Raw genomic sequence first — 23,171 nt, 5'->3', positions numbered from 1 at the left:
CTCTAAACAAGCGAACGGGAGCCGAATGAATTCAAGCGCGCATCTCTTTTTCACGCTCACTTAAAGATGCCTTAAACGCTTCACGCTCAAATACACGTGACATATATGCCAGCAACGGCTTAACCTGTTTTTCAGGCAGTTCAATATTGAGATCCGGCAAACGCCACAACACAGGCGCTAAACAGCAATCCACCAGCGTAAACTCTTCGCTCATGAAATACGGCATATCTTCAAAAATTGGCGATATACCAATTAAGCTTTCGCGTAACTCTTTACGCGCTTTATCCGCTTCTTTCTTTCCACCGCTGCGAATCTGATCAACCATTGGACACCACTCACGCTCAATGCGGTGCATCCATAGACGACTTTGCGCCCGAGCCACTGGGTAAACAGGCAACAACGGAGGATGCGGGAAACGCTCATCCAGATACTCCATCATGACTTTGGACTCATAAAGCACCAGGTCACGATCTAACAGTGTCGGTACACTGTTGTACGGATTGAGGTCTGCCAGCTCTTCTGGTGGTTTTTCGTCGAGAACATCGACGATATCAACGGCGACCCCCTTCTCGGCCAGCACAATGCGCACACGATGACTGAAATGATCATCACCACCTGAGTAAAAGATCATCGACGACCGCTTGGCCACAACACCCATGAAAGCATCCTCACTTCAAAACAATCTTGGATAATAACACGCCAGCACACCCTTAGGGGAAGCTAGCTTGCTTTGCTTTATTGTCATGCTGACAAGAAAAAGGCGCACAGCTCACGCCGTGCGCCCTACTGACGATCAGCTACTACTAATTAGTGGATATCTCGCCAATACTCACGCTTGAGCAGGTAAGCAATCACACCAAAAATGAAAATAAAGATCAGCACCTTAGGCGCCAGTGCCTGGGCCTGAAGCTTGGAGGGCTCGCCTACATAAGCCAGGAAGTTAGTAAGATCATACACCGCTTCCTCAAACTCAGCAGGCTCGAGTTCACCAGGCTCTGTGACTTGCAGCACGTCACAAGACTGATACTTACCTGATAGCGCATCCGGCTCTTGCCCTTCTACCGGATGATCCGTTTCAGCGCACACCAGCTCTTGCACGCCCTGCAGAGGCTCCAACACGTTAGGCATTGCTACCAAATCGAATACCGTATTGTTGACGCCGGTTGGACGGCTGGGATCTTTATAAAAACCGAGCAGATAGGAGTAGATCCAATCGGTTCCTCGCACACGTGTTTTCAGCGATAGATCAGGCGGCGGCGCACCAAACCAACCCTCTGCATCGCCACTGTCCATAGCAATGTGCATTTGGTCGTTATAGGCCAACTCAGGTGAGAAAATCAGATTCTCTTCCACCAGATCCTGAGGCATCCCCAAGTCGTCAGCCGCACGGGCAAAACGCTGGTACTGAAGCGAGTGGCAACCCATGCAGTAGTTAACGTAGAGCTTCATGCCGTTTTGCAGCGAGGCTTGATCGTGAAGATCAGGCTCCATCGAATGAGGCACACTTGCGCCTCCTGCAGCCATCGCGGTTACTGGCACTAAGGCGAAAAGGAGTCCTAATAGATGCTTTTTCATTAGCCAGTCACCCTTTCTGGAACGGGTTTAGTCTTCTCAAGCTTGGTGTAGACAGGCATCAAGACAAAGAAGGCGAAATAAATCACGGTGCATGTTTGCGCCAGAATGGTTCGCCCTGTCGTTGATGGCAACACACCTAAAATACCGAGAATAACGAAGCTGATGGCAAACAGCAGCAACATCACTTTCGACATCCAGCCTTTATAACGCATAGAGCGCACCGGACTACGATCCAGCCAGGGCAGAACAAACAATATTGCTATCGCCGCGCCCATAAAGATAACGCCCAGGAACTTAGCGTCTAAGCCAAACACCGAGAAAGTTATAGCGCGAAGAATGGCGTAGAACGGCGTCATGTACCAAACGGGCGCAATGTGATCAGGTGTTTGCAGTGGGTTAGCCTGATCAAAGTTAGGCCGTTCAATGAAGTAACCTCCGCCTTCTGGGAAGTAGAACACCACCACACAGAAAACAAACAGGAATACCGCAACACCTACCAAGTCTTTAACCGTGTAGTAGGGATGGAAAGGAATCCCGTCCAACGGAACACCGGCCTCATCCTTCTTCTGCTTGATATCAATACCGTCGGGGTTATTTGAACCGACTTCATGCAGGGCAATGATATGCAGCACTACAAGCGCCAAAATAACGATGGGCAGGGCCACCACGTGCAGCGCAAAGAAACGGTTAAGGGTAATCCCTGAGATCAGGAAGTCACCGCGCACCCACTGCGCTAAATCAGGGCCAATAGCGGGAATGGCAGAGAATAGCGAAATGATAACCTGCGCGCCCCAATAGGACATTTGGCCCCAAGGAAGCAGGTAGCCCATAAAGGCTTCCGCCATTAGCACCAGGTAAATCGTCATGCCAAAGACCCACACTAACTCGCGGGGGGCTTTGTAAGAACCGTATAACAGGCCACGGAACATATGCAGGTAAACAACGAGGAAGAAAGCAGAGGCGCCGGTGGTGTGCATATAGCGAATCAACCAGCCCCACTCCACATCTCGCATGATGTATTCGACAGAATCGAACGCACCTTCAGCCGAGGGATTAAAGCTCATCGTCAGCCAAACCCCGGTTAGGATTTGGTTAACTAGCGCCAGCAGCGCTAACGAGCCAAAGAAGTACCAGAAGTTGAAGTTTTTTGGCGCGTAATATTTAGATAGATGCTCTTGCCACATTTGAGTCGCAGGAAAGCGATCATCTACCCACCGCATGACGCCCTTTTCCGCTTTGGCTTTATTCGGGTTACCCATTAGGCACTCTCCTCATCTTCGCCGATGACAATGATGTCGTCATTCTCAAAGCGGTAGGGTGGAACCTCGAGGTTAGTCGGCGCAGGAACGTTACTGAACACACGACCAGCTAAGTCAAAGCGAGAACCATGGCAAGGACAGAAGAAACCACCCGGCCAATTATCGACGCCTACGCCCTCTGCATCAGGCTCAGGGCGAAAAAGTGGCGAGCAACCTAAGTGCGTACAGATACCAATCAGCACCCCAATCTCAGGTCGAATCGACCGCAACCCACCATCGATGTACGGGGGTTGTTGCGGCACTTCCGAATCAGGATCAGCTAACTGGTCACTACCCAGCGATTCAGTGCGCTCAATCATCTCTGGTGTACGATTGATAATCCATATAGGACGACCACGCCACTCAACGGTCATACGCTGTCCTGGTTCAAGCCTCGATATATCCGCTTGAACAGGAGCACCCGCCGCTCTTGCCCTGGCACTAGGCTGCCAAGAAGCCACAAAGGGTACCGCAACCCCGACAGCACCTACCGCACCCACAACGGAGGTGGCGCCTACGAGGAAACGGCGTCGGCCTTTGTTTACGCCGTTATCTGCCATTTCAGGTTTCTCCCATCAGCTTACCCGCTTCGCCGCAAAGGCGTCTTGCGGCGACGAATATCAAATACGCTCTATGGTAAAAAAACAAAGCGCTATGCACAAGAACAACCGCCCGTGACCATAGTGGTACGAGCAATATAATTTTATGATATTTCAATAAAAAACGCCCAGGTCGATGACCTGGGCGTTTTGCCGCATAGCGTAAAGAATTAACGCTTAGAGAACTGCGGACGACGACGTGCTTTGCGCAGGCCGACTTTCTTACGTTCAACTTGACGTGCATCACGCGTTACGTAGCCAGCGGCACGTAGCGAAGGACGCAGGTCTTCATTGTAGTTCATCAGGGCACGTGTAATGCCGTGACGAATAGCACCTGCTTGAGATGAACCACCGCCGCCAGCGACAGTCACGAAGATGTCAAACTGACTTAGCGTTTCGGTCAACTCAAGCGGCTGACGAACAACCATACGACCAGTAACGCGACCAAAGTAAAGGTCTAGGTCTTGGTTATTGACAGTAATTTTGCCAGAGCCTGGCTTCATAAACACGCGAGCGGTGGAAGTCTTGCGGCGCCCGGTACCGTAATACTGCTGTGTCATGGCGAAGATTTCCTCAGATGTCTAGTTCAAGCGGCTGTTGGGCAGCATGCGGATGCTCGGCACCGGCGTACACTTTTAACTTAGTGTACATGGCGCGACCCAAAGGACCTTTCGGCAACATGCCTTTAACGGCAGACTCAATGATGCGCTCAGGCGCATGATCAAGCATCTTGTCGAATGTCATAGAGCGCAGACCGCCCGGGTAACCAGTGTGGCGGTAGTAGGTTTTAGCCTTCGCCTTGTTGCCGGTCACATGGACTTTCTCTGCGTTGATAACAACGATGTAGTCGCCAGTATCAACGTGAGGGGTAAATTCGGGCTTATGCTTGCCGCGTAGGCGACGAGCAATCTCGGTTGCCAGGCGACCGAGCGTTTTGTCCTTAGCGTCGACAACATACCAGTCGCGCTGGACGGACTGCGGCTTAGCACTGAACGTCTTCATGGATAAAATCACCAGATTAAATGTATTGGGTGACTCACACCGCTATACGGCGAAGCACCATCCCTATTCTTTTTGGTTGCCAGCTTACGCAAGCAACATGTAGCGAGGCGGCATTCTACAGTAAGGACAGCGACAAGTTAAGCCGTATCGTGACTTTTTTACTTGCCCGATAGACTCTTTGCCTTCTAGGGTTTATGCGCCAACGCCAAGTATTCTTTTGACTGCATTTCCTGTAGCCGGGAAAGCGTACGCTGGAACTCAAACGTCAGCTTGCCATCGCTGTAAAGTTGCTCAATCGGCACTTCTGCCGACATTAGCAGCTTCACACCGCGGTCATAAAATTCATCGACCATATTGATGAAACGTCGCGCCTGATCGTCTTTTTTGGCATCCATTCGCATTACATTGGAGACCAACACGGTGTGAAACTCACGGGCCAGCTCAATATAGTCATTTTGACTACGCGGACCGTCACACAACTCAAGAAATTCAAACCAAGCAATATCATCATGCAAACGGCGGGCTTTGAGCACACGATGGTTAATTTCTAGCGACGCATCTACTTCGCCCGCCTGCCCCGCTATTTCACGAAAGCTACGCGAAAGTTCATGCTCAGCCGCTTCTTCCAGCGGTGAGTGAAAAATAGCAGCCCGCTCAAGTGCGCGCAGACGATAATCAACGCCTGAATCGACGTTCACCACGCTGCAATGCCGGTTGACAAGCTCAATGGCAGGCAGAAAACGGGCCCGCTGCAGACCCTCTTTATACAGGTCATCAGGCACGATATTTGAGGTTGCCACTAGCACCACCCCGCGCTCAAAAAGCGCCTCCAGCAGGTTGGCAAGTATCATGGCATCGGTAATATCTTTGACAAAAAATTCATCAAAGCAAATCACACGCGCCTCAGTGGCAAATTTACCCGCAATTAGCGTGAGGGGATTTTTTTCACCCTTGTAGTGTGTCAGCTCGTTATGGACGCGCTGCATAAAGCGATGGAAATGGGTACGCATTTTGTCAGGAAAAGGAAGGGATTCGTAAAACGTGTCAACTAAATAGGTTTTGCCACGTCCTACCCCTCCCCAAAAATAGAGCCCTTTTACCTGAGGCAAGACCGGTTTATCGGCAGAGGAAGATTTTTTACCCATTAAGCCGGCCATTTTGGCTTTCAAGCCCTTATGGGCAACCAAGGTCTTCGGCACGGTCGTCGGTGCAGCTACAAGCTCATCATAAAGCCGCTGCAAATGTTTTACTGCTGATTCCTGCGCCGCATCATATTGAAAATCCTCACGCTCTAAATCCGCGCGGTAGCGCTCAATAGGCGATGCTGGGCGTGTTTTAGACATTGCCCTATCCGCAGATGTTGATGACATGCAATCGCCTCCCTCAGCATGTAAGGCAGTAGCCAGCACAACGACTGGCAACCCTAAGAAAGGCTGTGATTATACCCGTAGAGACGTCTAAGCGCATGAGTGGATTGACCCAACCGGCAGACTGACGCCTATAATGGCAGCCTGTTTAATTCAAAAGCTGCTGGCTAATGCAGTCTGCGGTTATATTCAAGGCGCCAGGGAGAACACTGTGGACGCAAGCTCACCATTAACCTTTGCCATTATCGGTTTTATCGTCGGCTTAATCGTTGGATTGGGCAGTTACCGCCTCTTCAGCAAAAGCCAGCGTGAGGCTGCTTCCATGCGTCAAAAGCTACTCGAACGCGAACATCAAATCGCTGAAATGAAGAACAGCGTGGGCAGCCATTTGACCGGGATCTATCAGCGGCTCAGCAATATTCGCGATGAAGCCAACCAACTAGAACTTCAGCTAAAAGAGGATGCTGAGGAATGGGACATTCGCGATGCGGCGATTCAGCCAAGCCTTGATCTTTCTGGCATCAATTCTACCTCTGAACAGCAGGCACAGGCTGATACAGCGGCTCCCGCTACCCCGCGCGACTACGCCGACGGTAAAGGCGGAACGTTATCTGAGGACTTTGGCTTGAAAAGTAACGAGGTGGCAACGCCTCAACCGCCCCGCTATTAAGTAACCAAACGTCAATAAGCTGCCCCGATTCTCGTCAACGATCTTTCGGGGCGCTTAATGTGTTAAGCAGGATTATCAATATCCACAAAGCGATGCTCAACATCATACTCATCGCTTAACCACTCACCCATGGCCTGGATTCCATAACGCTCTGTAGCGTGATGGCCAGCGGCGATATAATGGATCCCCATTTCGCGCGCCAAGTGGGTAGTTCGCTCGGATATTTCACCCGATACGAAGGCCTGCGCCCCCGCCTCAAAGGCTGCCGTAATCATGTCTTGCGCCCCACCGGTGCACCAGGCAATGCGCTCAATATCGCCCACCTGCGGGGCTTCAATGACCAAAGGCTCACGCTGAAGGGTGTGCGCAATTTGCACTGCGAGATCCTGTACAGAAAGTGGCTGCGCTAAACATCCTGACCATAAAAGCCCTTCTCCTAGCTCGCCATCAATACACCCCTCCACTTTCCAGCCTAGACGCCTAGCCAATTCGGCGTTATTGCCCATTTCGGCGTGAGCATCCAACGGTAGGTGGTACGCCAGCAGGCTGATATCGTTATCAAGCAGTGTTTTAATCCGCTTCTGCTTCATGCCGGTGATCGCAACGGGCTCGTTTTTCCAGAAATAGCCATGATGCACCAACACCAAATCCGCCTGCCAAGCAACGGCTTCATCCAGCAAAGCCTGACAGGCTGTCACTCCCGTTATAACGCGTTTAACGTGCTCACTACCCGCTACCTGCAAACCATTAATCGTATAATCTTTAAACTGAGCAGCCCGCAGCTGATGGTCACAGGCTGCCACTAATTGGTCACGATGAATCATATTGCGTCCTTTTATTGATTTAAATGCACCCGTGAGGAACTTGCTAAGAAAGTGTTACCATTAAACCATTGTAAAACTCGCTGCTTTTTATCGCGAACAGTGAGACTGACTCGTTAAGGAATTTATTACATGCGACGCTATGTGCTGCCTTACCTATGGCCTGTTGTTACTGGCGTACTGCTCGCTGTGGTGATCCTGTTTGCGCTCCCCGAGCAACTTCCCAACCCATTTCGTGATTCACCGCCACAGGCGCCTCAATCTCCGGCCCCGGTGATCTCTACGGTCCCAGCGGCAGTGGAACCCAACCCTAATCGCCCAGCTCCAGAAATACACCAGGCTGCACCTCTATCCCGCAATAAGGGCCCGGTGAGCTATTCACGAGCAGTCGAACAAGCAGCGCCGGCCGTGGTTAACATTTATTCATCACGTATTGTGGAACGCGATCAGCACCCACTGATGTCGGACCCCTTCTTCCAGCAATTTTTTGATAGCCAGGGCGACGATGCGACGACTCACCAGCGGATGCTTTCCAGCCTAGGCTCTGGGGTTATTGTGAGTGAAGACGGCTACGTATTAACCAATCACCACGTTATCAATGGCGCCGACGAAATTCAGGTGGCGTTACGTGATGGGCGCGAAACGTTGGCCGAAGTGATTGGCACCGACCCTGAAAGTGATTTAGCCGTGCTGCGCATTAATTTGGACGACTTGCCGGTTATTGAACTGACCGATTCTGCCGACGTAGCAGTGGGCGACGTAGCGCTAGCCATTGGTAACCCTTTTGGGGTGGGCCAGACCGTCACCATGGGCATTATTAGCGCCACGGGACGTAATCACCTAGGGCTCAACGCCTATGAAGATTTTATTCAGACAGATGCTGCGATCAATCCAGGTAATTCTGGCGGCGCGCTGGTCAACCCTGACGGTGCCATGGTGGGTATTAATACCGCCATTTTCTCACGCTCAGGGGGTTCCCAGGGTATTGGCTTTGCGATCCCCGCCAACCTTGCCCACAGCATCCTAGATGAACTGGTTACTCAAGGACGTGTGATTCGTGGCTGGCTGGGTATAGAGGCACAAGCGCTATCACGCGAACTCGCGGCCTCCTTTGGGCTGCAAACACCTCAAGGCGTCATTGTTGCCGGTGTCGTCAGCGGTGGTCCGGCTGCGCAAGCAGGTCTAGAGCCTGGCGATGTACTACTCGCCGTGGACGGAGAGCCCATTCTGGATGCTCGCTCCACGATGAGCGAAATCGCCTCAATCCCCCCCGGCACGTCGCTGCCGTTAACCATTGTGCGCAGCGGCGAGCGCATGGAAATGACATTAGAAGTGGGCGAACGCCCGCTTCCCGCTATTCCGATTAATGAAGAGGTGCCCGGCCAACGCGACTCATAGCGGTAACAGTTTGAACGCGTTGGCACGATATTTGGTGGGCCTCAATCGCGAATACGGTACTCAGCTGAACGGGCGTGGGCGGTTAATGACTCGCCTCGCGCCAATACCGAGGCAATTTTGCCCAGCTCAGATGCACCGCCTGCCGAGCAGTGAATAATCGAAGATCGCTTCTGGAAATCGTAGACACCTAGCGGTGACGAGAAACGTGCCGTTCCAGAGGTAGGCAGCACGTGATTGGGCCCCGCGCAATAATCTCCCAGCGCTTCAGCAGTGTAACGCCCCATAAAGATCGCCCCGGCGTGACGGATATCGTCCAACCAAGTGCCTGGCTCAGCGACCGAAAGTTCCAGATGCTCAGGGGCAATCCGGTTAATCAGCGTAATCGCTTCTTGGGCGTCCTGACAAAGCACTAACGCCCCACGCCGGCGTAGCGATTCACGCACAATCTCTTCGCGCTCTAGTGTCGGCAGCAGGCGCTCAATCGCAGCCTCAACGGCAGCTAAGTGCGCCTTATCCCAGCTCACCAAGATCGCCTGCGCGTCTTCGTCGTGTTCGGCCTGGGAGAACAGATCCATCGCCAACCAATCAGGATCAGTCAGCCCATCGGACACCACCATGATTTCCGAGGGGCCGGCAATCATGTCGATTCCCACCTGTCCAAATACCGCCCGCTTTGCGGTGGCGACATAAATATTGCCTGGGCCAACTATCTTGTCGACGCGAGGCACCGTTTCTGTGCCATAAGCAAGCGCAGCCACCGCCTGAGCCCCACCGATGGTGAAGACATAATCGACCCCGGCCAGGTGGGCCGCAGCCAATACCAACTCATTGAGCACGCCATCCGGCGTAGGCACTACCATGACAATCTCTCGGACACCGGCCACATGGGCAGGAATCGCATTCATCAGCACCGAGGAGGGGTAAGCCGCCTTCCCCCCCGGCACATAGATACCGGCGCGATCCAGTGGGGTGACTTTCTGTCCCAGCACCGTGCCGTCAGCCTCTTCGTATTGCCAGGAGCTGGGCTTTTGGCGCTCGTGGTACTGCTTAATGCGCTCGGCAGCACTGGAAAGCGCTTCACGCTGCTCAGAAGGCAGGTGATCAAACGCCTTCTTCAACTGCTCAGGTGTGAGTTGCAATTCGTCCATTGAGCTAACAGAAAGCCTATCAAAGCGGTTGGTAGCTTCAATTACTGCGGCGTCGCCTCGCTGTTTAACACTGGCAAGAATTTCTTCTACGCGTGCCTGAACTGCTTTGTCTGACACCCCCTCCCAATCTAACAGCGCATCAAGCTGATGGTTAAAGTCTGCATCGCTTGTCGACAGGCGTGAAATGGTGGCATTACGTTGTTTGCTATTGGGTTCGCTCATGGGTCACCTCATGTCATTCGGCAAGCTGTGCCTGACGCTTTTTGACCGCGCTGTCTAGGCGGGCCAGTAACGGCTTAATGCGCTCATGCTTCATGGTCATGGCTGCCTTATTCACCACTAGTCGGGTGCTAATATGGGCGATTAACTCACGCGGCTCCATTCCATTCGCCCGCAGTGTATTGCCGGTATCAACGATATCGACAATTTCGTCCGCTAGGTTCATCAGGGGCGCAAGCTCCATGGCGCCATAAAGCTTGATCACTTCGGCTTGAATGCCCTGCTCGGCGTAGTAACGGCGGGCCACGTTAACAAACTTGGTGGCCACCCGACGCCGGGCGCGCGCTGGCAACTGGCCGGTAACGCCCGCCGTCATCAACTTACAGCGAGCAATCTCCAAATCCAGCGGCTCGTAAAGCCCTTCAGCGCCGTGCTCAAGCAGTACATCTTTCCCAGCGATACCCACATCCGCGGCACCCAACTGAACGTAGGTGGGCACGTCGGTTGCGCGGATAATCACCAGCTTGACGTCTGGCAAGTTGGTGTCAAACAGCAGCTTACGGCTTTTGCTTAGATCCTCGGCGGGCGTGATGCCCGCATCGGCCAGCAGTGGCAGCGCCTCTTCCAGAATGCGGCCCTTCGAGAGGGCTAAAATCAGTTGCTTACTCATCGTTTAGGCCAGTGGTTAATAGCATGCACCGCCGGTAGCATGCAGAATTCGTAGCAAGCGAGTTTGGTCGCATGGTTTAGCCAGGAATACGGCGAATGCGCGCGCCCAGTAACTGCAATTTTTCTTCGATGCACTCGTAGCCACGGTCAATGTGATAGATACGATCGACCAGGGTTTCCCCTTCGGCCATCATCGCTGCAATCACCAGCGAAGCGGAAGCGCGTAGATCGGTCGCCATGACAGGCGCGCCGGATAGCTTCTCAACCCCTTCAATCAAAGCGGTATTACCTTCCAGCACAATATTGGCGCCCATGCGGTTAAGCTCTTGAACGTGCATAAAGCGGTTCTCGAAGATCGTTTCGACCACTCGAGAGTGCCCCACGGCCACTGAGTTCATAGCCACGAACTGCGCCTGCATATCGGTGGGGAACGCTGGATAAGGAGCCGTGCGTATATTTACCGCCTTGGGGCGCTTGCCGTGCATATCCAGAGCAATCCAATCGTCACCGCTGGTAATCTCAGCACCCGCCTCTTCCAGCTTAGCGATGACCGCATCCAGGATATCCGCCCGGGTACGCTTAACCTTCACTCGCCCGCCTGTCATGGCAGCGGCTACCAGAAACGTGCCCGTTTCAATACGGTCGGGCATGACATCGTGTTCACAGCCGTGGAGTTTCTCAACGCCCTCAATGGTAATAGTGTCAGTACCTTGGCCGCTGATTTTAGCGCCCATCTTGATCAAACACTCTGCCAAGTCGACGATTTCAGGCTCGCGAGCAGCGTTCTCCAGAACGGTTTTGCCATCGGCCAGCGTCGCCGCCATCAGTAGGTTTTCGGTACCGGTTACCGTCACGGTATCAAAGTAAATCGTCGCGCCTTTCAGGCGGCCATCGACCCGCGCACGGATGTAGCCCGCTTCAACGCGAATCTCAGCACCCATGGCCTCTAAACCGCGGATGTGCAAATCCACCGGCCGCGAACCAATCGCGCAGCCACCGGGCAACGACACATCGGCTTTACCGAAGTGGGCAAGCAGTGGCCCTAACACCAAGATGGAAGCGCGCATCTTCTTAACCAGCTCATAAGGTGCGTGGCATTGTGTCACCTGAGAACCATCTAACTGGATACTCAGCTTCTCACCCATTACCGGCTCAACCCCCATACGCCCAAGCAACTCTAAGGTGGTGGTAATATCCTGCAGGTGTGGCAAATTACCAATCACTACGGGGCCGTCGGCCAGCAGGCTGGCACACAAGATGGGTAACGCTGCATTTTTGGCACCGCTCACCCACACTTCACCGTCTACCGAACCATTGCCGGTAATGATTAATTTATCCATGGAGCGACCGTTACTGGACGTTTTCCGGTGCAGTTTGCCACTGCGCCGGAGTAAACGTTTTGATACTAATGGCGTGGAGCGCGCCAGAGGCGATCTCATCACTGAGAGCAGCGTAGACGAGCTGCTGACGCTTGACCGGAGAGAGACCTTCAAAGGCATCGCCAACCGCAATCACCTGAAAATTACAGCCTTCACCCTGAATATGGAACTGGCATCCGTCTATACGGGATTCAAGCAGTGCTTTTACCTCGTTGGGTTGCATGGCGCAAAAAACTCCTTTGGGGTCGTCAATATTAATAAACGTAATTGGGGCGACATAATAAAGAAAAGTAGCGCGCTTGGCGATGGCGTAGTTTTAAATGGCCTAGCTCTAAACAGCCAAGGTCGCTGATGGATGATCAATCAATGCATCCAGTTCGGCTAATGAGGCAAGGCGGCGTAGAGGAACTGAAAAGCGGATAACCTGAACCTGGATTTCGCGCTGCCGACACGTGCGCAACCATTCAAACAGCACGCTGATGGCAGCACTGCTGGCTTTTTCAACGCGGCTAAAATCCAGTGTTAGTGAGGTTAAGTCGGCTTGCTTGAGCCACGTAACACCGCTGGCGGCCAAATCAGCCGCCAACGTCACATCCACATCACCGACTACTTGCAGGGTAGCGTCTTCAGCATCCACCGTGACACCGGGGCGTGTAAAAAGCGTTGTCACGCATCGCCTCCCTGTTCAAGCTCTTCAACACCCACCTCAGGCGACCAGCCGTCGATGACAGCATCATAATCGCGATTATTATCGCGCATGGCCTGGTCGAACTGATTGCGGAACGTCAAACCCAGGTTAATGCCATTTACGATCACATTGACCACCCGCCACTCGCCATTAGAAAGCCTTAAGCTATAGCTCACGGGGTACACTTGACCATTATTCGCCACCACTTCCATCGCGACACTAGCTTGATCGTCATAGCGCTGCGCTTGCTGGGCATCCAGCACTCGTAGCTCGTCATAATCAAATGTCACCAGCCCACGGGTATAGGTATCAATCAGCGTTTGACGAAACACATCGGCAAAACGGCTGCGCTGTTCTGGGGTCGCGTTGCGGAAATAGTTACCCATCACACTGGCACCGATATAGCGAAAATCAGCCACTTGGTCGAGATTTCTATCCACTAACGCCTCAAGCTCACCCAGATTATTAGCGTAATAATCTTGGCGACCATCAAGGTCTTCCATTAGTGATTCAACATTATCGCGAACCAATGCTTCAGGGGACTGGCTCTGTGCTAGGGCCTGTAGCGGCAACACTAACCCCACCATGATCATACCCACCAGCAACCAACGACTTACCATCCCGTTTACTCCCTTCATAACCATTATCTCCCGACCCGTTAATGCACTGGGCTCGTGCCTCATTAGTTGAAACATTAATTACTTGCCATGTTGGACACAAATTGCTGGATAAGTTCTTCCAGCACCAGCGCCGACTGAGTATCACGAATCGTGTCACCCTCCTCCAGCATCTCAGGGTCACCGCCTGCGCTAAGGCCGATATACTGCTCGCCTAACAAGCCGGCAGTAAGAATAGAAGCTATCGTGTCTCTGGAGAGCTGGCCTTCCAACTCGCTGTCCAGGCTTAGCACTACCCGTGCATCGAACCACTGCGTATCCAACTCAATAGATTCAACGCGCCCCACCGTCACCCCCGCCATAGTGACCCGAGCGCGAGGTTTTAAGCTACCAATATTGGCAAAATTGGCCTCCAACTGAAACGACTGAGCGGGCGCGGAGAGTGTCAGTCCACTAACACGCAAGCCGAGGAATACAAGTCCCAAAATGCCAGCAATCATAAACAGGCCAACACCGAACTCCATGGTTTTACTGCGTCTCATGAAACTGCTCCACCCATTAAAGGCCGCCAAACATGACGGCAGTCAACACAAAATCAAGCCCCAGAACTGCAAGCGACGAATACACTACCGTGCGTGTGGTAGCACGAGATATGCCTTCTGAGGTCGGCACCAGGTCGTAGCCCTGAAAGACAGCAATCCAGGTCACCACCAGCGCAAACACAGCGCTTTTGATCATCCCATTGCCAATATCACTGACAAAAGCCACATTGGCCTGCATGTTGCTCCAGTAAGAGCCCTCGAAAACGCCCAACCACTCCACGCCCACCAAGTAGCCACCCCAGATACCCACCACACTAAAACCTACGGTTAGAATGGGTAGCGACACAAAGCCCGCCCATAGCCGCGGAGCGACCACCCGGCGCAGCGGATCAACACCGATCATCTCCATACTGGTGAGCTGCTCGGTGGCTTTCATCAAGCCAATCTCAGCGGTCAATGCCGAGCCCGCACGGCCAGCAAACAGCAACGCAGCCACCACAGGCGCCAGCTCACGCAGCAGTGACAGCGCCACCATCTGCCCAAGCGCCTGCTCAGCGCCGAAATCGACCAGAATGGTATAGCCCTGCAGTGCCAGCACCATGCCGATAAACAGCCCAGACACCAACACGATGGCGAGTGAGAGCACACCGACAAAATGCATCTGATGCAACCATAAGCGCCAACCCTCACGGGATGGCACACCGATAGCGGATTGGAAGAGAAACACCCCCGCGCGGCCTAATGCTTCCATTAAATCGCACCCTCGACGCCCCAATCGGGTAATACGCGCGGTGCCGTTAGAAAATTTTGACTGCATGTGTCCCTGCCCTGTATTTACCCTGCATTGAAGCCATTAGCCTGTCTTTGTCATCGGGGGCTCGCCCAAAATATCGCGATAAAATGCCTCAGCGGGATAGTGAAACGGCACTGGGCCATCAGGCTCGCCATGAATAAACTGGCTAACCCTGGGGTCTTGATTCGTATCTAAGGTTTGCGGCGTACCATGGGCAACCACCTGACCATCAGCAATTAAATAGAGATAGTCTGCAATGCTCAGCGTCTCCTTAATATCGTGAGACACCACCACAGAGGTGAGTTGCAGCGCTTGATTAAGGCGCTTAATAAGCTGCACTAAAACGCCCATCGAGATGGGGTCCTGACCAACGAAAGGTTCGTCATACAGGATCAACTCCGGGTCCAGCGCCACGGCACGAGCCAGAGCGACCCGCCGCGCCATGCCTCCCGACAGCTCTGCGGGCGTCAAGTGACGCGCCCCCCGCAACCCGACCGCCTGCAGCTTCAGCAGCACTAGATCGCGCACCATGGTATCGGGCAAATCAGTATGTACGCGTAACGGAAAAGCAACGTTTTCAAATACATCTAAATCGGAAAACAGTGCGCCACTTTGAAATAGCATCCCCATCCGCTTGCGTAGCGTAAATAGCGCCTTACGAGACAGCCGATGAACATCCTGCCCATCAATCACTATCCGCCCACGCTCTGGAGTCAACTGCCCGCCGATTAGCTTAAGCAGCGTGGTTTTACCAGTACCGCTTGGCCCCATAATCGCGGTTACTTTGCCGCGCGGAATCGTCATATTTATGCCGCGAAAAATCTCGTGATCGCCACGTGAAAAATGGAGGTCTTCAATTTCAATAAATGGAGCATCTGTCATGGATCAGTTGACTCTTAACGAGGCGCACTTGGGTTAGCCATCATACCCTATTTGCGGCTATCGCGGTTATAAAACAGTGTTTCTAAAACATTATCAAACATTGTACTATAACGCTACAAAACACGACGGCACGCTTGAGTATTTCTACTGGTCTAACCATTTATTGTTAGCGAATCGGTAGCAGGCCGCCTTATTGTCAAAACGCATCCGGGCTAACGGTCTTAAGTACTAGCTGAACGACTGCCTATAAAGGGCGTCAAGATGTTATTCTTGGCGGTTACTACTTTTTATATGTTCAATGATTAAGAGAAAACGCTATGCGCCAGCCTCTCGCTCCACCCAGCCTACTACGCGAAAGTGCATTGCGTACGCTGCAAATTGAGCAGGCAGCCATTGGCGGCCTTCAAGCCAAACTAGACGAAAGTTTTGACCGTGCCTGCGAGCTAATTCTCGCCTGCCAAGGCCGCGTGGTGGTGACCGGCATGGGCAAGTCGGGGCATATCGCTGGTAAGCTGGCGGCCACACTTGCCAGCACAGGCACACCAGCTTTTTTCGTTCACCCTGGTGAAGCCAGCCACGGCGATTTAGGCATGATTACCCGTTCCGATGTGGTATTGGCGCTGTCTAACTCGGGTGAAACCGCCGAAGTCACTGCGCTCTTACCGCTGCTTAAACGCCTGGGTACGCCGCTAGTCAGTATGACAGGCCGCCCCAACTCCACGCTGGCTAAACACGCTGATGCGCACCTGAACAGCGGCGTAGAGCGTGAGGCATGCCCGCTCGACTTGGCCCCCACCAGCTCAACAACGGCAGCGCTCGCCCTGGGCGACGCCCTCGCTGTGGCGCTGCTGGAAGCGCGCGGTTTTACCGCTGAAGATTTTGCCCTTTCCCACCCCGGTGGCAGCTTAGGCAAACGCTTGCTGCTGCGCGTTAGAGATCTTATGCACGACGGTGAGCGACTGCCCCAAGTCCCCCTGGGAAGCCCGCTGCGCGACGCGTTATTGGAAATCACCCGTCAAGGGCTAGGCTTTACCTGCGTGGTAGATAGCGATGGCCGCCTAGCCGGGGTATACACTGACGGTGACCTTCGACGCACGCTCGACCAGTTTCACAACCTGCGCGATGTCATCGTTGACGATGTAATGACCCGGCCGGGCAAGCGCATCGCCCCCGACATCCTGGCGGCGGAAGCGGTACGTATCATGGAAGAGAGCCGCATTACGGCGCTAGCAGTGGTTGATGAACAACAGCGTCCTATCGGGGCGCTACATATGCATGACCTGCTTGCCAGCGGCGTTATTTAAGACAGCGGCGTCATTCAGCAATATTACCGACCCGCTTTACGAATTTAATGATAAGGAGGTTCTATGACCTTACCTAATGCGCTACTTGATCGACTCCGCCGCGTGCGCCTATTAGCATTGGATGTTGACGGCGTACTGACCGACGGCCGCCTCTACTTCCAGGCTGACGGTATCGAAATCAAAGCATTTCATACTCAGGATGGTCATGGGCTGAAGCTTCTCAAGCGAGTGGGTATACATGTAGCGCTGGTGACGGGCCGCGACTCTCCCATGGTGAGCCAGCGCGCCGCATCACTGGGCATCGACCTGGTCCATCAAGGCTGTGAAGACAAGCTTGCCACCCTGCGCGGGCTTTGCCAGCGTCTCGATATAGAGTTAGAGCAGGTGGCCTACTGTGGTGACGACCTGCCTGACTTGGCCGCTATTAAGCGTTGCGGTGTCGGCATTACCGTCCCTAATGCGCCAGATTACATGCATACCCACGCCGACTGGACCACGGAACGTCTAGGTGGCCACGGCGCCGTACGTGAAATCTGTGACACAGTGCTTGAATCTCAAGGGCACTGGGGCGCGGTGCTAGACACCTATCTTCACGGTCGCACCTAATGGTGAAGCAGGTAAAAGTACGCATTTGGTTAGCCGGGCTGGTCGTAGCCCTGGGGGCTCTACTGGTGTGGCTTGACCCACGGGGGCCTCAAGACACGGCCATTGACCCTGAAGCGCAGGCCCAGGAGCCAGGCCACGTACTGGAAAACGCTGAGATCACCCTTTTCGGTGAAAATGGCAGCGTATTACAGGCGCTTAAAACCCCACGCCTGATCCATACGCCGCAGCGTAGTGAAACCTGGACGGAAGAGCCCGAAGCTATTTTATACGATAGCGAAAACCGCCAGTGGCTAGCTAGCGCTGATGTAGGCACGCTTAACACGTCCACTCAGGCCTTGCTGATGTCAGGCGCGGCTCGCCTGATCGCACCGGATGAAGGTTGGCAGTTAGACACTGAATTATTGCACTATGACGGGCTAAAACAGCATGCGTGGAGTGAAACACCGGTAGTGCTACAACAGCCGCCCCAGCAAATGAACGCGTCGCGCATGGACGTCTGGCTTAACGAAAGCCAAGTGCGCTTAACTGATAATGTGCGTGGCACGCACCCTCCGGCCACGCAACGCTAACAGGATTTGCCATGAAATCACTGCTATATACCGCCCTTTTTGCCCTTGCGGTACCACTCTCGGCACTGGCCCAAAACAGCCAGGCCCCGGTAGAAGTTGAAGCCGACCGTTTAGACCTTGACCAGCGAGCGGGAACCGCTGTCTATACAGGCAATGTCGATATTCGCCAAGGCGGAATGCAATTACGTGGCGAGCGAGTAGAGATCGAACGCAACGAGGCAGGCGAGCTCTCCCGCGCGACCTCCACCGGTGAGCGCGCTTACTTACGTCATCAAGCTGAAGGGCAAGAAGGCCCTACAGAAGGTTGGGCAAGGCGCATTATTTATCATGTCGCTGAACGCCGCGTTGAGCTGATCGACCAAGCCGAATTAACGCAACAAGAAGACACCTTCACCGGCGGTCGCCTTGAATATTTCATTGACCGTGAAGTGATTCAGGCCCGCTCTGACGTTGACGGCAGCGAAACCCAGCGCATACGTATGACGCTTCAGCCCGAACAATAGGGAGCCAAGCCTTGGCAACTACAGACACTGCGCCAATCAAAACCCTATATGCCCACCACTTGGCCAAAAGCTATAAGCGACGCCGAGTCGTTAAAGACATCAATTTAGAGATCTCCCAAGGCAGCGTTGTGGGCTTGCTCGGCCCCAACGGTGCAGGCAAAACCACCTCTTTTTATATGATTGTGGGGCTGGTGAAATCCGATGCTGGCAAAGTGGGTATCGACGATGTAGATCTAACCCGCGCCCCAATGCATGAACGCGCTGCGGCGGGTATCGGCTACCTTCCGCAAGAAGCGTCTATTTTTCGTAAATTATCGGTTGCCGATAATATTATGGCGATACTCGAAACGCGCAAAGAGCTCAGCCGTCGCGACCGCGAGCAGCGCCTGGAAGCGCTACTTGAAGATTTTCACATTACCCATATTCGCGACAACCTGGGCATGAGCCTTTCAGGCGGTGAACGCAGGCGTGTGGAGATTGCTCGCTCACTGGCGACAGAACCCGCATTCATTCTGCTGGACGAGCCCTTTGCTGGCGTAGACCCCATTTCGGTGGGCGAGATCAAAACCATTATTCGGGCATTAAAACAGCGCCACATCGGCGTACTGATTACCGACCACAACGTTCGCGAAACCCTGGATATTTGTGATATCGCCTACATCGTGGGCGATGGTCAAATCATCGCCAGCGGCTCTCCAGCCTCGATACTCACTAACCAGAAAGTGAGGGAGGTTTATTTAGGCGCTGATTTCCGCCTCTAGCTTATTTTTCACTTCTAATTAGCGCTCTACAACAACTTTACTACCAATGGCATGCTTATTGCACTTGCACCTGAGACCTACTCGCACTAGGGTGGAGCATTCTGATTAACGAGTGGTTCTCAGATGGTCATGAAAGCTTCTCTTCAACTGCGCATGGGCACACAGCTGACCATGACACCTCAGCTGCAGCAGGCCATTGCCCTGCTACAGCTATCAACGCTGGACTTACGTCAAGAAATTCAGCAGGCCCTAGATGCCAACCCCATGCTGGACCAAGAGGATGAATTTGGCGAACAGGCTGTCAGCGAGCCCAAAGAGGAAGAGTGGTCAGAGAGCATTCCCACCGAGCTCTCGGTAGATAGTGACTGGTCTGATACCTACCAAGATATGGGCAGTCACGGTGGCACCAGCAGCGAAGGACCTGATTTTGAGCGCCAAGCGGCTGGCCAGAGTCTTCATGGGCACTTGCTGTGGCAGCTTGCCATGACTGATTTTGGCGCGCGAGAGCAACTTGTCGCAGAAAGTCTTATCGACGCGTTAGATGCTAATGGCTATTTAACTCAGCCGCTCAACGATATCCGTGAAGGGCTTCGCGCCCAAGGTGTCGATGGGCTTAGCCAGCGCGAAGTGGAAACTATTCTGCTTAAACTTCAGCAATTTGAGCCAACAGGGATATTCGCCCGCGACCTGCGGGAGTGCCTGATGCTGCAGCTGGCCATTCTTCCCGATGATACGCCGTTGCTGGTTCCTGCCCGCCGCTTAGTACGGCAGTTTCTGGAAGCGCTCGGCAAAGATGACATGCGCTTACTAAAACGCCGCCTGGGACTCGATGATGACCAGCTGGCTGATGTCATTCTCCTCATTCGTAGCCTTGATCCACGCCCGGGCAGCGCCTATGGCGATACCGATGATAGTTATGTAACGCCCGACCTGGTCGTACGCCATGACCACGAAGGCTGGCACTTAGAGCTCAATCCTGAGGCATTGCCAAGGCTGCGCATTCAGCCCGACTACGCAAGCTTAATAAAGCGTGCGGATAAAAGTCAGGACAATCAGTTTTTAAAAGAACACCTGCAGGAAGCACGCTGGCTGATCAAGAGCCTCTCTAGCCGCAACGATACGCTACTGCGCGTTGGACGCGAGATTATCACCCGGCAAATTGGCTTTTTAGAACACGGCGAAGAAGCCATGAAGCCGCTCATATTGGCCGATATCGCCGAGGCCGTGGAAATGCACGAATCGACTATTTCCCGGGTAACCACTCAGAAATTTATTCATACGCCTCGCGGCGTATTTGAACTCAAATACTTTTTCTCAAGCCAAGTCAGCAGCCAGGATGGTGACAGCCATTCAAGCACCGCTATTCGCGCTCGGCTTAAGAAATTGGTTCAAGAGGAGCCGCCAGGCAAGCCGCTTTCTGATAGCCGCTTAGTCACGCTATTAGGAGAGTGGGGAATTCAAGTAGCGCGTCGAACGGTGGCTAAATACCGTGAAGCCATGGGCATTCCCTCCTCTAGCGAGCGACGTCGTTTGCGCTAGCACAAATCAACGTTTTAGGGAAACTCTCGACAAGGGCTTTGCAACGCGGCAAAAAGGGTTACAATCGAAGTACAGTCCGATGGATAAGGAGTACGTCAATGCAAGTTAATATCACTGGTCATCACGTAGAACTGACTGACGCCTTGCGTGACTATGTCAACGAAAAGCTTGAACGTGTAGAGCGCCATTACGACAACATAACCACGGTGCAAGTCACCTTATCTGTGGAGAAAGAGCGCCAGCAGGCCGCCTGTACGCTGCACGCAGCAGGTGCTGATTTACATGCGGAAGCCCTAGACAGTGATATGTACGCCGCTATTGACGCATTAGCGGACAAAATTGATCGGCAACTCGTTAAACATAAGGAAAAAGCACAAGCTCGCGCCCAAGGCGCAGGCGTGCGTTAATTCAATGACGTTGGAAACCATACTCCCCCCGGAACGTGTTCTCTTTGACGTACCCGGGGGCAGCAAAAAAAGGGTGCTGGAATTTTTCAGCACCTTTATTGCCCAAAATATCCCCAGTCTGGACAGCCAAGAAGTGTTTAGCCGTTTAATTGGCCGTGAGCGCTTAGGCAGTACCGGGATTGGTAACGGCGTGGCTATTCCCCATGCGCGTAGTCCTCACTGCTCGGCCCCGATTGCTGGTTTTTTAAAACTCGCAGAAGCGATTGATTTTGATGCTATCGACGGCGACCCGGTGGATCTGGTATTTGTATTGCTAGTTCCAGAAGAGGCTGATGACACACATCTCTCTCTGCTCGGCCAGGTAGCGACCATCATGAACGATGCGGATACGCGTCAGAAACTGCGTAAAGCAGGCAGCCAGCGCGAACTACTTGAGTTGCTTACCGCTAAAATTCGTGAGCAAACAACCTCCTGAAAGCCTAAACCTGCCAAGCGGTACTCAACGGCAGGTTGTTTTGCGCTCGCCACCCTTAACGCAGCTTGATCAAAGCAAAGAGAGACCCTATGCAACTTGTGATCATTAGCGGCCGCTCTGGGTCAGGTAAATCTATCGCCTTACAAGCGCTTGAAGATCTTGGCTATTATGCGATTGATAACCTTCCTGCCATGCTGCTGGGTTCGTTGGTGGACGAACTACGCGACAAAGGCGACCGTGCCCATTTAGCGGTCAGCATTGACGCCCGTAACTTGCCTGGCGCGCTAGAGCGACTGCCCTCTATGCTAGAGGAGCTGCGGCAACGTAAAATTGATTTTCAAGTGATCTATCTGACCACGGACGCCCGCATATTGCTTGAGCGTTACTCCGCCACTCGTCGTCGCCACCCGCTCACGCGCGACAGCGAAATGACACTTGAAGAAGCCATCAATAAAGAAGAAGAGACGCTACACGATATTCGTGATCTGGCTGATTTATTGATCGATACCTCGCGTCTATCGGTTCACGATTTACGTCGTCGCATTACTGACCAGGTCGCCCATCAGAGACGCGATAAGCTCACGCTGACGCTTGAATCGTTTGGTTATAAGCGCGGTGTACCGCTGGATGCTGATTTGGTTTTCGACGTGCGCTGCCTGCCAAACCCATATTGGGATCCAACGCTACGCCAATTCACAGGCCGCGATGCGAACATAGTGGCCTTCTTAAGCGGTTATCCCATCGTAGACGCCATGACTAACGATATTCAGGCTTGGCTTGAGCGCTGGCTGCCCGCTTACCAAGATAGCCAGCGTAGCTACATGACTATCGCGATTGGCTGCACCGGTGGGCAACACCGCTCGGTCTATATGGTCGAACAGCTAGCAGAGCGATTAGTACACAGTATGGGCGAAATTCAATTACGTCATCGCGAGTTAGGCTTGCAGTACACATTAAATGAACAGCTAGCTGCTCCGCCTGCCAGCACATCCCAAACCGACGAGCAGCAAGCAACTTCTTAAGCGCTTCTATCCATTAATGACACCACTCGGCGAAAAGGAACCAGGGTGCCAGAAAGAATTCTCACACTTACCAATCAACGCGGCCTGCATGCACGCGCGGCGACCAAACTGGTAAAATGCGGCCAACAGTTCACGGCGACAATACGTGTTCAAAAACAGCAACAGGTCGCTGACGCCGCCAACATCATGTCACTGCTGATGCTCGCGGCCCCTTGCGGTACCGAGCTAACCATCAACGCTGAAGGCGATGACGCCGAACAGGCGCTTGATGCTATTCAAGCGCTGTTCGATGCTCGTTTTGAGGAAGATCAGTAGCTT

29 protein-coding genes are annotated in these 23,171 nt (G+C 53.2%); 12 read left to right on the top strand and 17 right to left on the bottom strand.

Features of this window, described 5'->3' with window-relative positions; translation table 11 throughout:
* Positions 1 to 31 precede the first annotated feature (31 nt).
* The 7 genes from sspA to zapE all read right to left on the bottom strand — a co-directional run bounded on the left by sspA (position 32) and on the right by zapE (position 5,844).
* Positions 32 to 658, bottom strand: a complete 627-nt coding sequence (gene sspA / locus ACXUPB_RS08510) for a stringent starvation protein SspA (protein WP_008958673.1) — start codon at positions 656 to 658, stop codon at positions 32 to 34.
* Between the two features lie 149 nt (positions 659 to 807).
* The gene (locus ACXUPB_RS08505) at positions 808 to 1,575 is read right to left on the bottom strand and encodes a cytochrome c1 (RefSeq protein WP_008958672.1); all 768 of its coding nucleotides are present in this window, start codon (positions 1,573 to 1,575) and stop codon (positions 808 to 810) included.
* Positions 1,575 to 2,834 carry a cytochrome b gene (locus tag ACXUPB_RS08500; RefSeq protein ID WP_176303097.1) on the bottom strand — a complete coding sequence of 420 codons (1,260 nt, stop codon included), beginning with the start codon at positions 2,832 to 2,834 and terminating at the stop codon, positions 1,575 to 1,577. The genes ACXUPB_RS08505 and ACXUPB_RS08500 overlap by 1 nt, the downstream gene beginning before the upstream one ends.
* Complete coding sequence (petA, locus tag ACXUPB_RS08495) at positions 2,834 to 3,433, bottom strand: ubiquinol-cytochrome c reductase iron-sulfur subunit (RefSeq protein WP_176303096.1); 600 nt, start codon at positions 3,431 to 3,433, stop codon at positions 2,834 to 2,836. Before petA ends, ACXUPB_RS08500 begins: the two co-directional genes overlap by 1 nt.
* A 209-nt stretch (positions 3,434 to 3,642) precedes the next feature.
* Complete coding sequence (gene rpsI, locus ACXUPB_RS08490; protein WP_008958669.1) at positions 3,643 to 4,032, bottom strand: 30S ribosomal protein S9; 390 nt, start codon at positions 4,030 to 4,032, stop codon at positions 3,643 to 3,645.
* A 13-nt stretch (positions 4,033 to 4,045) separates the two neighbouring features.
* Positions 4,046 to 4,474, bottom strand: coding sequence for a 50S ribosomal protein L13 (gene rplM / locus ACXUPB_RS08485; RefSeq protein ID WP_008958668.1), 429 nt, complete (start codon positions 4,472 to 4,474; stop codon positions 4,046 to 4,048).
* A 185-nt stretch (positions 4,475 to 4,659) separates the two neighbouring features.
* On the bottom strand, positions 4,660 to 5,844 hold the full coding sequence (gene zapE, locus ACXUPB_RS08480; protein ID WP_336272944.1) for a cell division protein ZapE: 1,185 nt from the start codon (positions 5,842 to 5,844) through the stop codon (positions 4,660 to 4,662).
* A 208-nt stretch (positions 5,845 to 6,052) separates the two neighbouring features.
* Here zapE and ACXUPB_RS08475 point away from each other — a divergent pair, with 208 nt between their 5' ends.
* On the top strand, positions 6,053 to 6,511 hold the full coding sequence (locus ACXUPB_RS08475; RefSeq protein ID WP_035587068.1) for a ZapG family protein: 459 nt from the start codon (positions 6,053 to 6,055) through the stop codon (positions 6,509 to 6,511).
* Between the two features lie 62 nt (positions 6,512 to 6,573).
* Here ACXUPB_RS08475 and ACXUPB_RS08470 read toward each other — a convergent pair whose 3' ends face one another.
* A complete protein-coding gene (locus ACXUPB_RS08470; protein ID WP_472956230.1) occupies positions 6,574 to 7,335 on the bottom strand; it encodes a Nif3-like dinuclear metal center hexameric protein in 762 nt (253 codons plus the stop codon).
* Positions 7,336 to 7,464: 129 nt separating this feature from the next.
* Between ACXUPB_RS08470 and ACXUPB_RS08465 the strand changes: the two genes are divergently transcribed.
* Positions 7,465 to 8,730: a Do family serine endopeptidase gene (locus tag ACXUPB_RS08465; protein WP_176303093.1), complete on the top strand. Its 1,266-nt coding sequence runs from the start codon at positions 7,465 to 7,467 to the stop codon at positions 8,728 to 8,730.
* Positions 8,731 to 8,771: 41 nt separating this feature from the next.
* Here ACXUPB_RS08465 and hisD read toward each other — a convergent pair whose 3' ends face one another.
* The 9 genes from hisD to ACXUPB_RS08420 form a co-directional block, all read right to left on the bottom strand.
* Positions 8,772 to 10,100 (bottom strand): histidinol dehydrogenase, encoded by a 1,329-nt coding sequence (hisD, locus tag ACXUPB_RS08460; protein ID WP_472956228.1) that lies wholly within the window; start codon positions 10,098 to 10,100, stop codon positions 8,772 to 8,774.
* A 13-nt stretch (positions 10,101 to 10,113) separates the two neighbouring features.
* On the bottom strand, positions 10,114 to 10,767 hold the full coding sequence (gene hisG / locus ACXUPB_RS08455; RefSeq protein ID WP_472956226.1) for an ATP phosphoribosyltransferase: 654 nt from the start codon (positions 10,765 to 10,767) through the stop codon (positions 10,114 to 10,116).
* A gap of 76 nt (positions 10,768 to 10,843) precedes the next feature.
* On the bottom strand, positions 10,844 to 12,106 hold the full coding sequence (murA, locus tag ACXUPB_RS08450) for a UDP-N-acetylglucosamine 1-carboxyvinyltransferase (protein ID WP_472956225.1): 1,263 nt from the start codon (positions 12,104 to 12,106) through the stop codon (positions 10,844 to 10,846).
* Positions 12,107 to 12,116: 10 nt separating this feature from the next.
* Positions 12,117 to 12,368, bottom strand: coding sequence for a BolA family protein (locus tag ACXUPB_RS08445; protein ID WP_007114696.1), 252 nt, complete (start codon positions 12,366 to 12,368; stop codon positions 12,117 to 12,119).
* A gap of 108 nt (positions 12,369 to 12,476) precedes the next feature.
* Positions 12,477 to 12,815, bottom strand: a complete 339-nt coding sequence (locus tag ACXUPB_RS08440; RefSeq protein ID WP_472956224.1) for an STAS domain-containing protein — start codon at positions 12,813 to 12,815, stop codon at positions 12,477 to 12,479.
* The gene (locus ACXUPB_RS08435; RefSeq protein WP_339886034.1) at positions 12,812 to 13,453 is read right to left on the bottom strand and encodes an MlaC/ttg2D family ABC transporter substrate-binding protein; all 642 of its coding nucleotides are present in this window, start codon (positions 13,451 to 13,453) and stop codon (positions 12,812 to 12,814) included. The genes ACXUPB_RS08440 and ACXUPB_RS08435 overlap by 4 nt, the downstream gene beginning before the upstream one ends.
* Positions 13,454 to 13,527: 74 nt before the next feature.
* On the bottom strand, positions 13,528 to 13,992 hold the full coding sequence (gene mlaD, locus ACXUPB_RS08430) for an outer membrane lipid asymmetry maintenance protein MlaD (protein ID WP_179914819.1): 465 nt from the start codon (positions 13,990 to 13,992) through the stop codon (positions 13,528 to 13,530).
* 16 nt (positions 13,993 to 14,008) lie between these two features.
* A complete protein-coding gene (gene mlaE, locus ACXUPB_RS08425) occupies positions 14,009 to 14,809 on the bottom strand; it encodes a lipid asymmetry maintenance ABC transporter permease subunit MlaE (protein WP_336272948.1) in 801 nt (266 codons plus the stop codon).
* Between the two features lie 36 nt (positions 14,810 to 14,845).
* Positions 14,846 to 15,667 carry an ABC transporter ATP-binding protein gene (locus ACXUPB_RS08420; protein WP_336272949.1) on the bottom strand — a complete coding sequence of 274 codons (822 nt, stop codon included), beginning with the start codon at positions 15,665 to 15,667 and terminating at the stop codon, positions 14,846 to 14,848.
* 317 nt (positions 15,668 to 15,984) lie between these two features.
* On the opposite strand from ACXUPB_RS08420, the gene ACXUPB_RS08415 reads away from it, so the two are divergent.
* The 10 genes from ACXUPB_RS08415 to ACXUPB_RS08370 all read left to right on the top strand — a co-directional run bounded on the left by ACXUPB_RS08415 (position 15,985) and on the right by ACXUPB_RS08370 (position 23,168).
* Entirely contained in the window at positions 15,985 to 16,971 is a 987-nt protein-coding gene (locus ACXUPB_RS08415) for a KpsF/GutQ family sugar-phosphate isomerase (protein ID WP_179914817.1), read from the top strand.
* Positions 16,972 to 17,034: 63 nt separating this feature from the next.
* Positions 17,035 to 17,577: a KdsC family phosphatase gene (locus ACXUPB_RS08410; RefSeq protein WP_472956220.1), complete on the top strand. Its 543-nt coding sequence runs from the start codon at positions 17,035 to 17,037 to the stop codon at positions 17,575 to 17,577.
* Positions 17,577 to 18,146: an LPS export ABC transporter periplasmic protein LptC gene (gene lptC / locus ACXUPB_RS08405; RefSeq protein WP_336272951.1), complete on the top strand. Its 570-nt coding sequence runs from the start codon at positions 17,577 to 17,579 to the stop codon at positions 18,144 to 18,146. Before ACXUPB_RS08410 ends, lptC begins: the two co-directional genes overlap by 1 nt.
* An 11-nt stretch (positions 18,147 to 18,157) precedes the next feature.
* Positions 18,158 to 18,649, top strand: a complete 492-nt coding sequence (lptA, locus tag ACXUPB_RS08400; RefSeq protein WP_335597201.1) for a lipopolysaccharide transport periplasmic protein LptA — start codon at positions 18,158 to 18,160, stop codon at positions 18,647 to 18,649.
* Positions 18,650 to 18,660: 11 nt separating this feature from the next.
* Complete coding sequence (lptB, locus tag ACXUPB_RS08395) at positions 18,661 to 19,410, top strand: LPS export ABC transporter ATP-binding protein (protein ID WP_472956218.1); 750 nt, start codon at positions 18,661 to 18,663, stop codon at positions 19,408 to 19,410.
* Between the two features lie 123 nt (positions 19,411 to 19,533).
* A complete protein-coding gene (locus tag ACXUPB_RS08390) occupies positions 19,534 to 20,949 on the top strand; it encodes an RNA polymerase factor sigma-54 (RefSeq protein WP_472956217.1) in 1,416 nt (471 codons plus the stop codon).
* Between the two features lie 98 nt (positions 20,950 to 21,047).
* On the top strand, positions 21,048 to 21,356 hold the full coding sequence (gene hpf / locus ACXUPB_RS08385) for a ribosome hibernation-promoting factor, HPF/YfiA family (RefSeq protein WP_007114683.1): 309 nt from the start codon (positions 21,048 to 21,050) through the stop codon (positions 21,354 to 21,356).
* Positions 21,357 to 21,360: 4 nt separating this feature from the next.
* Positions 21,361 to 21,831 carry a PTS sugar transporter subunit IIA gene (locus ACXUPB_RS08380; RefSeq protein WP_008958649.1) on the top strand — a complete coding sequence of 157 codons (471 nt, stop codon included), beginning with the start codon at positions 21,361 to 21,363 and terminating at the stop codon, positions 21,829 to 21,831.
* Between the two features lie 89 nt (positions 21,832 to 21,920).
* Entirely contained in the window at positions 21,921 to 22,853 is a 933-nt protein-coding gene (gene rapZ / locus ACXUPB_RS08375; RefSeq protein ID WP_472956213.1) for an RNase adapter RapZ, read from the top strand.
* Positions 22,854 to 22,898: 45 nt separating this feature from the next.
* A complete protein-coding gene (locus ACXUPB_RS08370; RefSeq protein ID WP_008958647.1) occupies positions 22,899 to 23,168 on the top strand; it encodes an HPr family phosphocarrier protein in 270 nt (89 codons plus the stop codon).
* Positions 23,169 to 23,171 lie beyond the last annotated feature (3 nt).

The organism is Vreelandella sp. DA03-1M, from assembly GCF_055725665.1.
The sequence above is the reverse complement of the archived record's forward strand: the minus strand, read 5'-3'. Positions and strand labels throughout refer to the sequence as shown.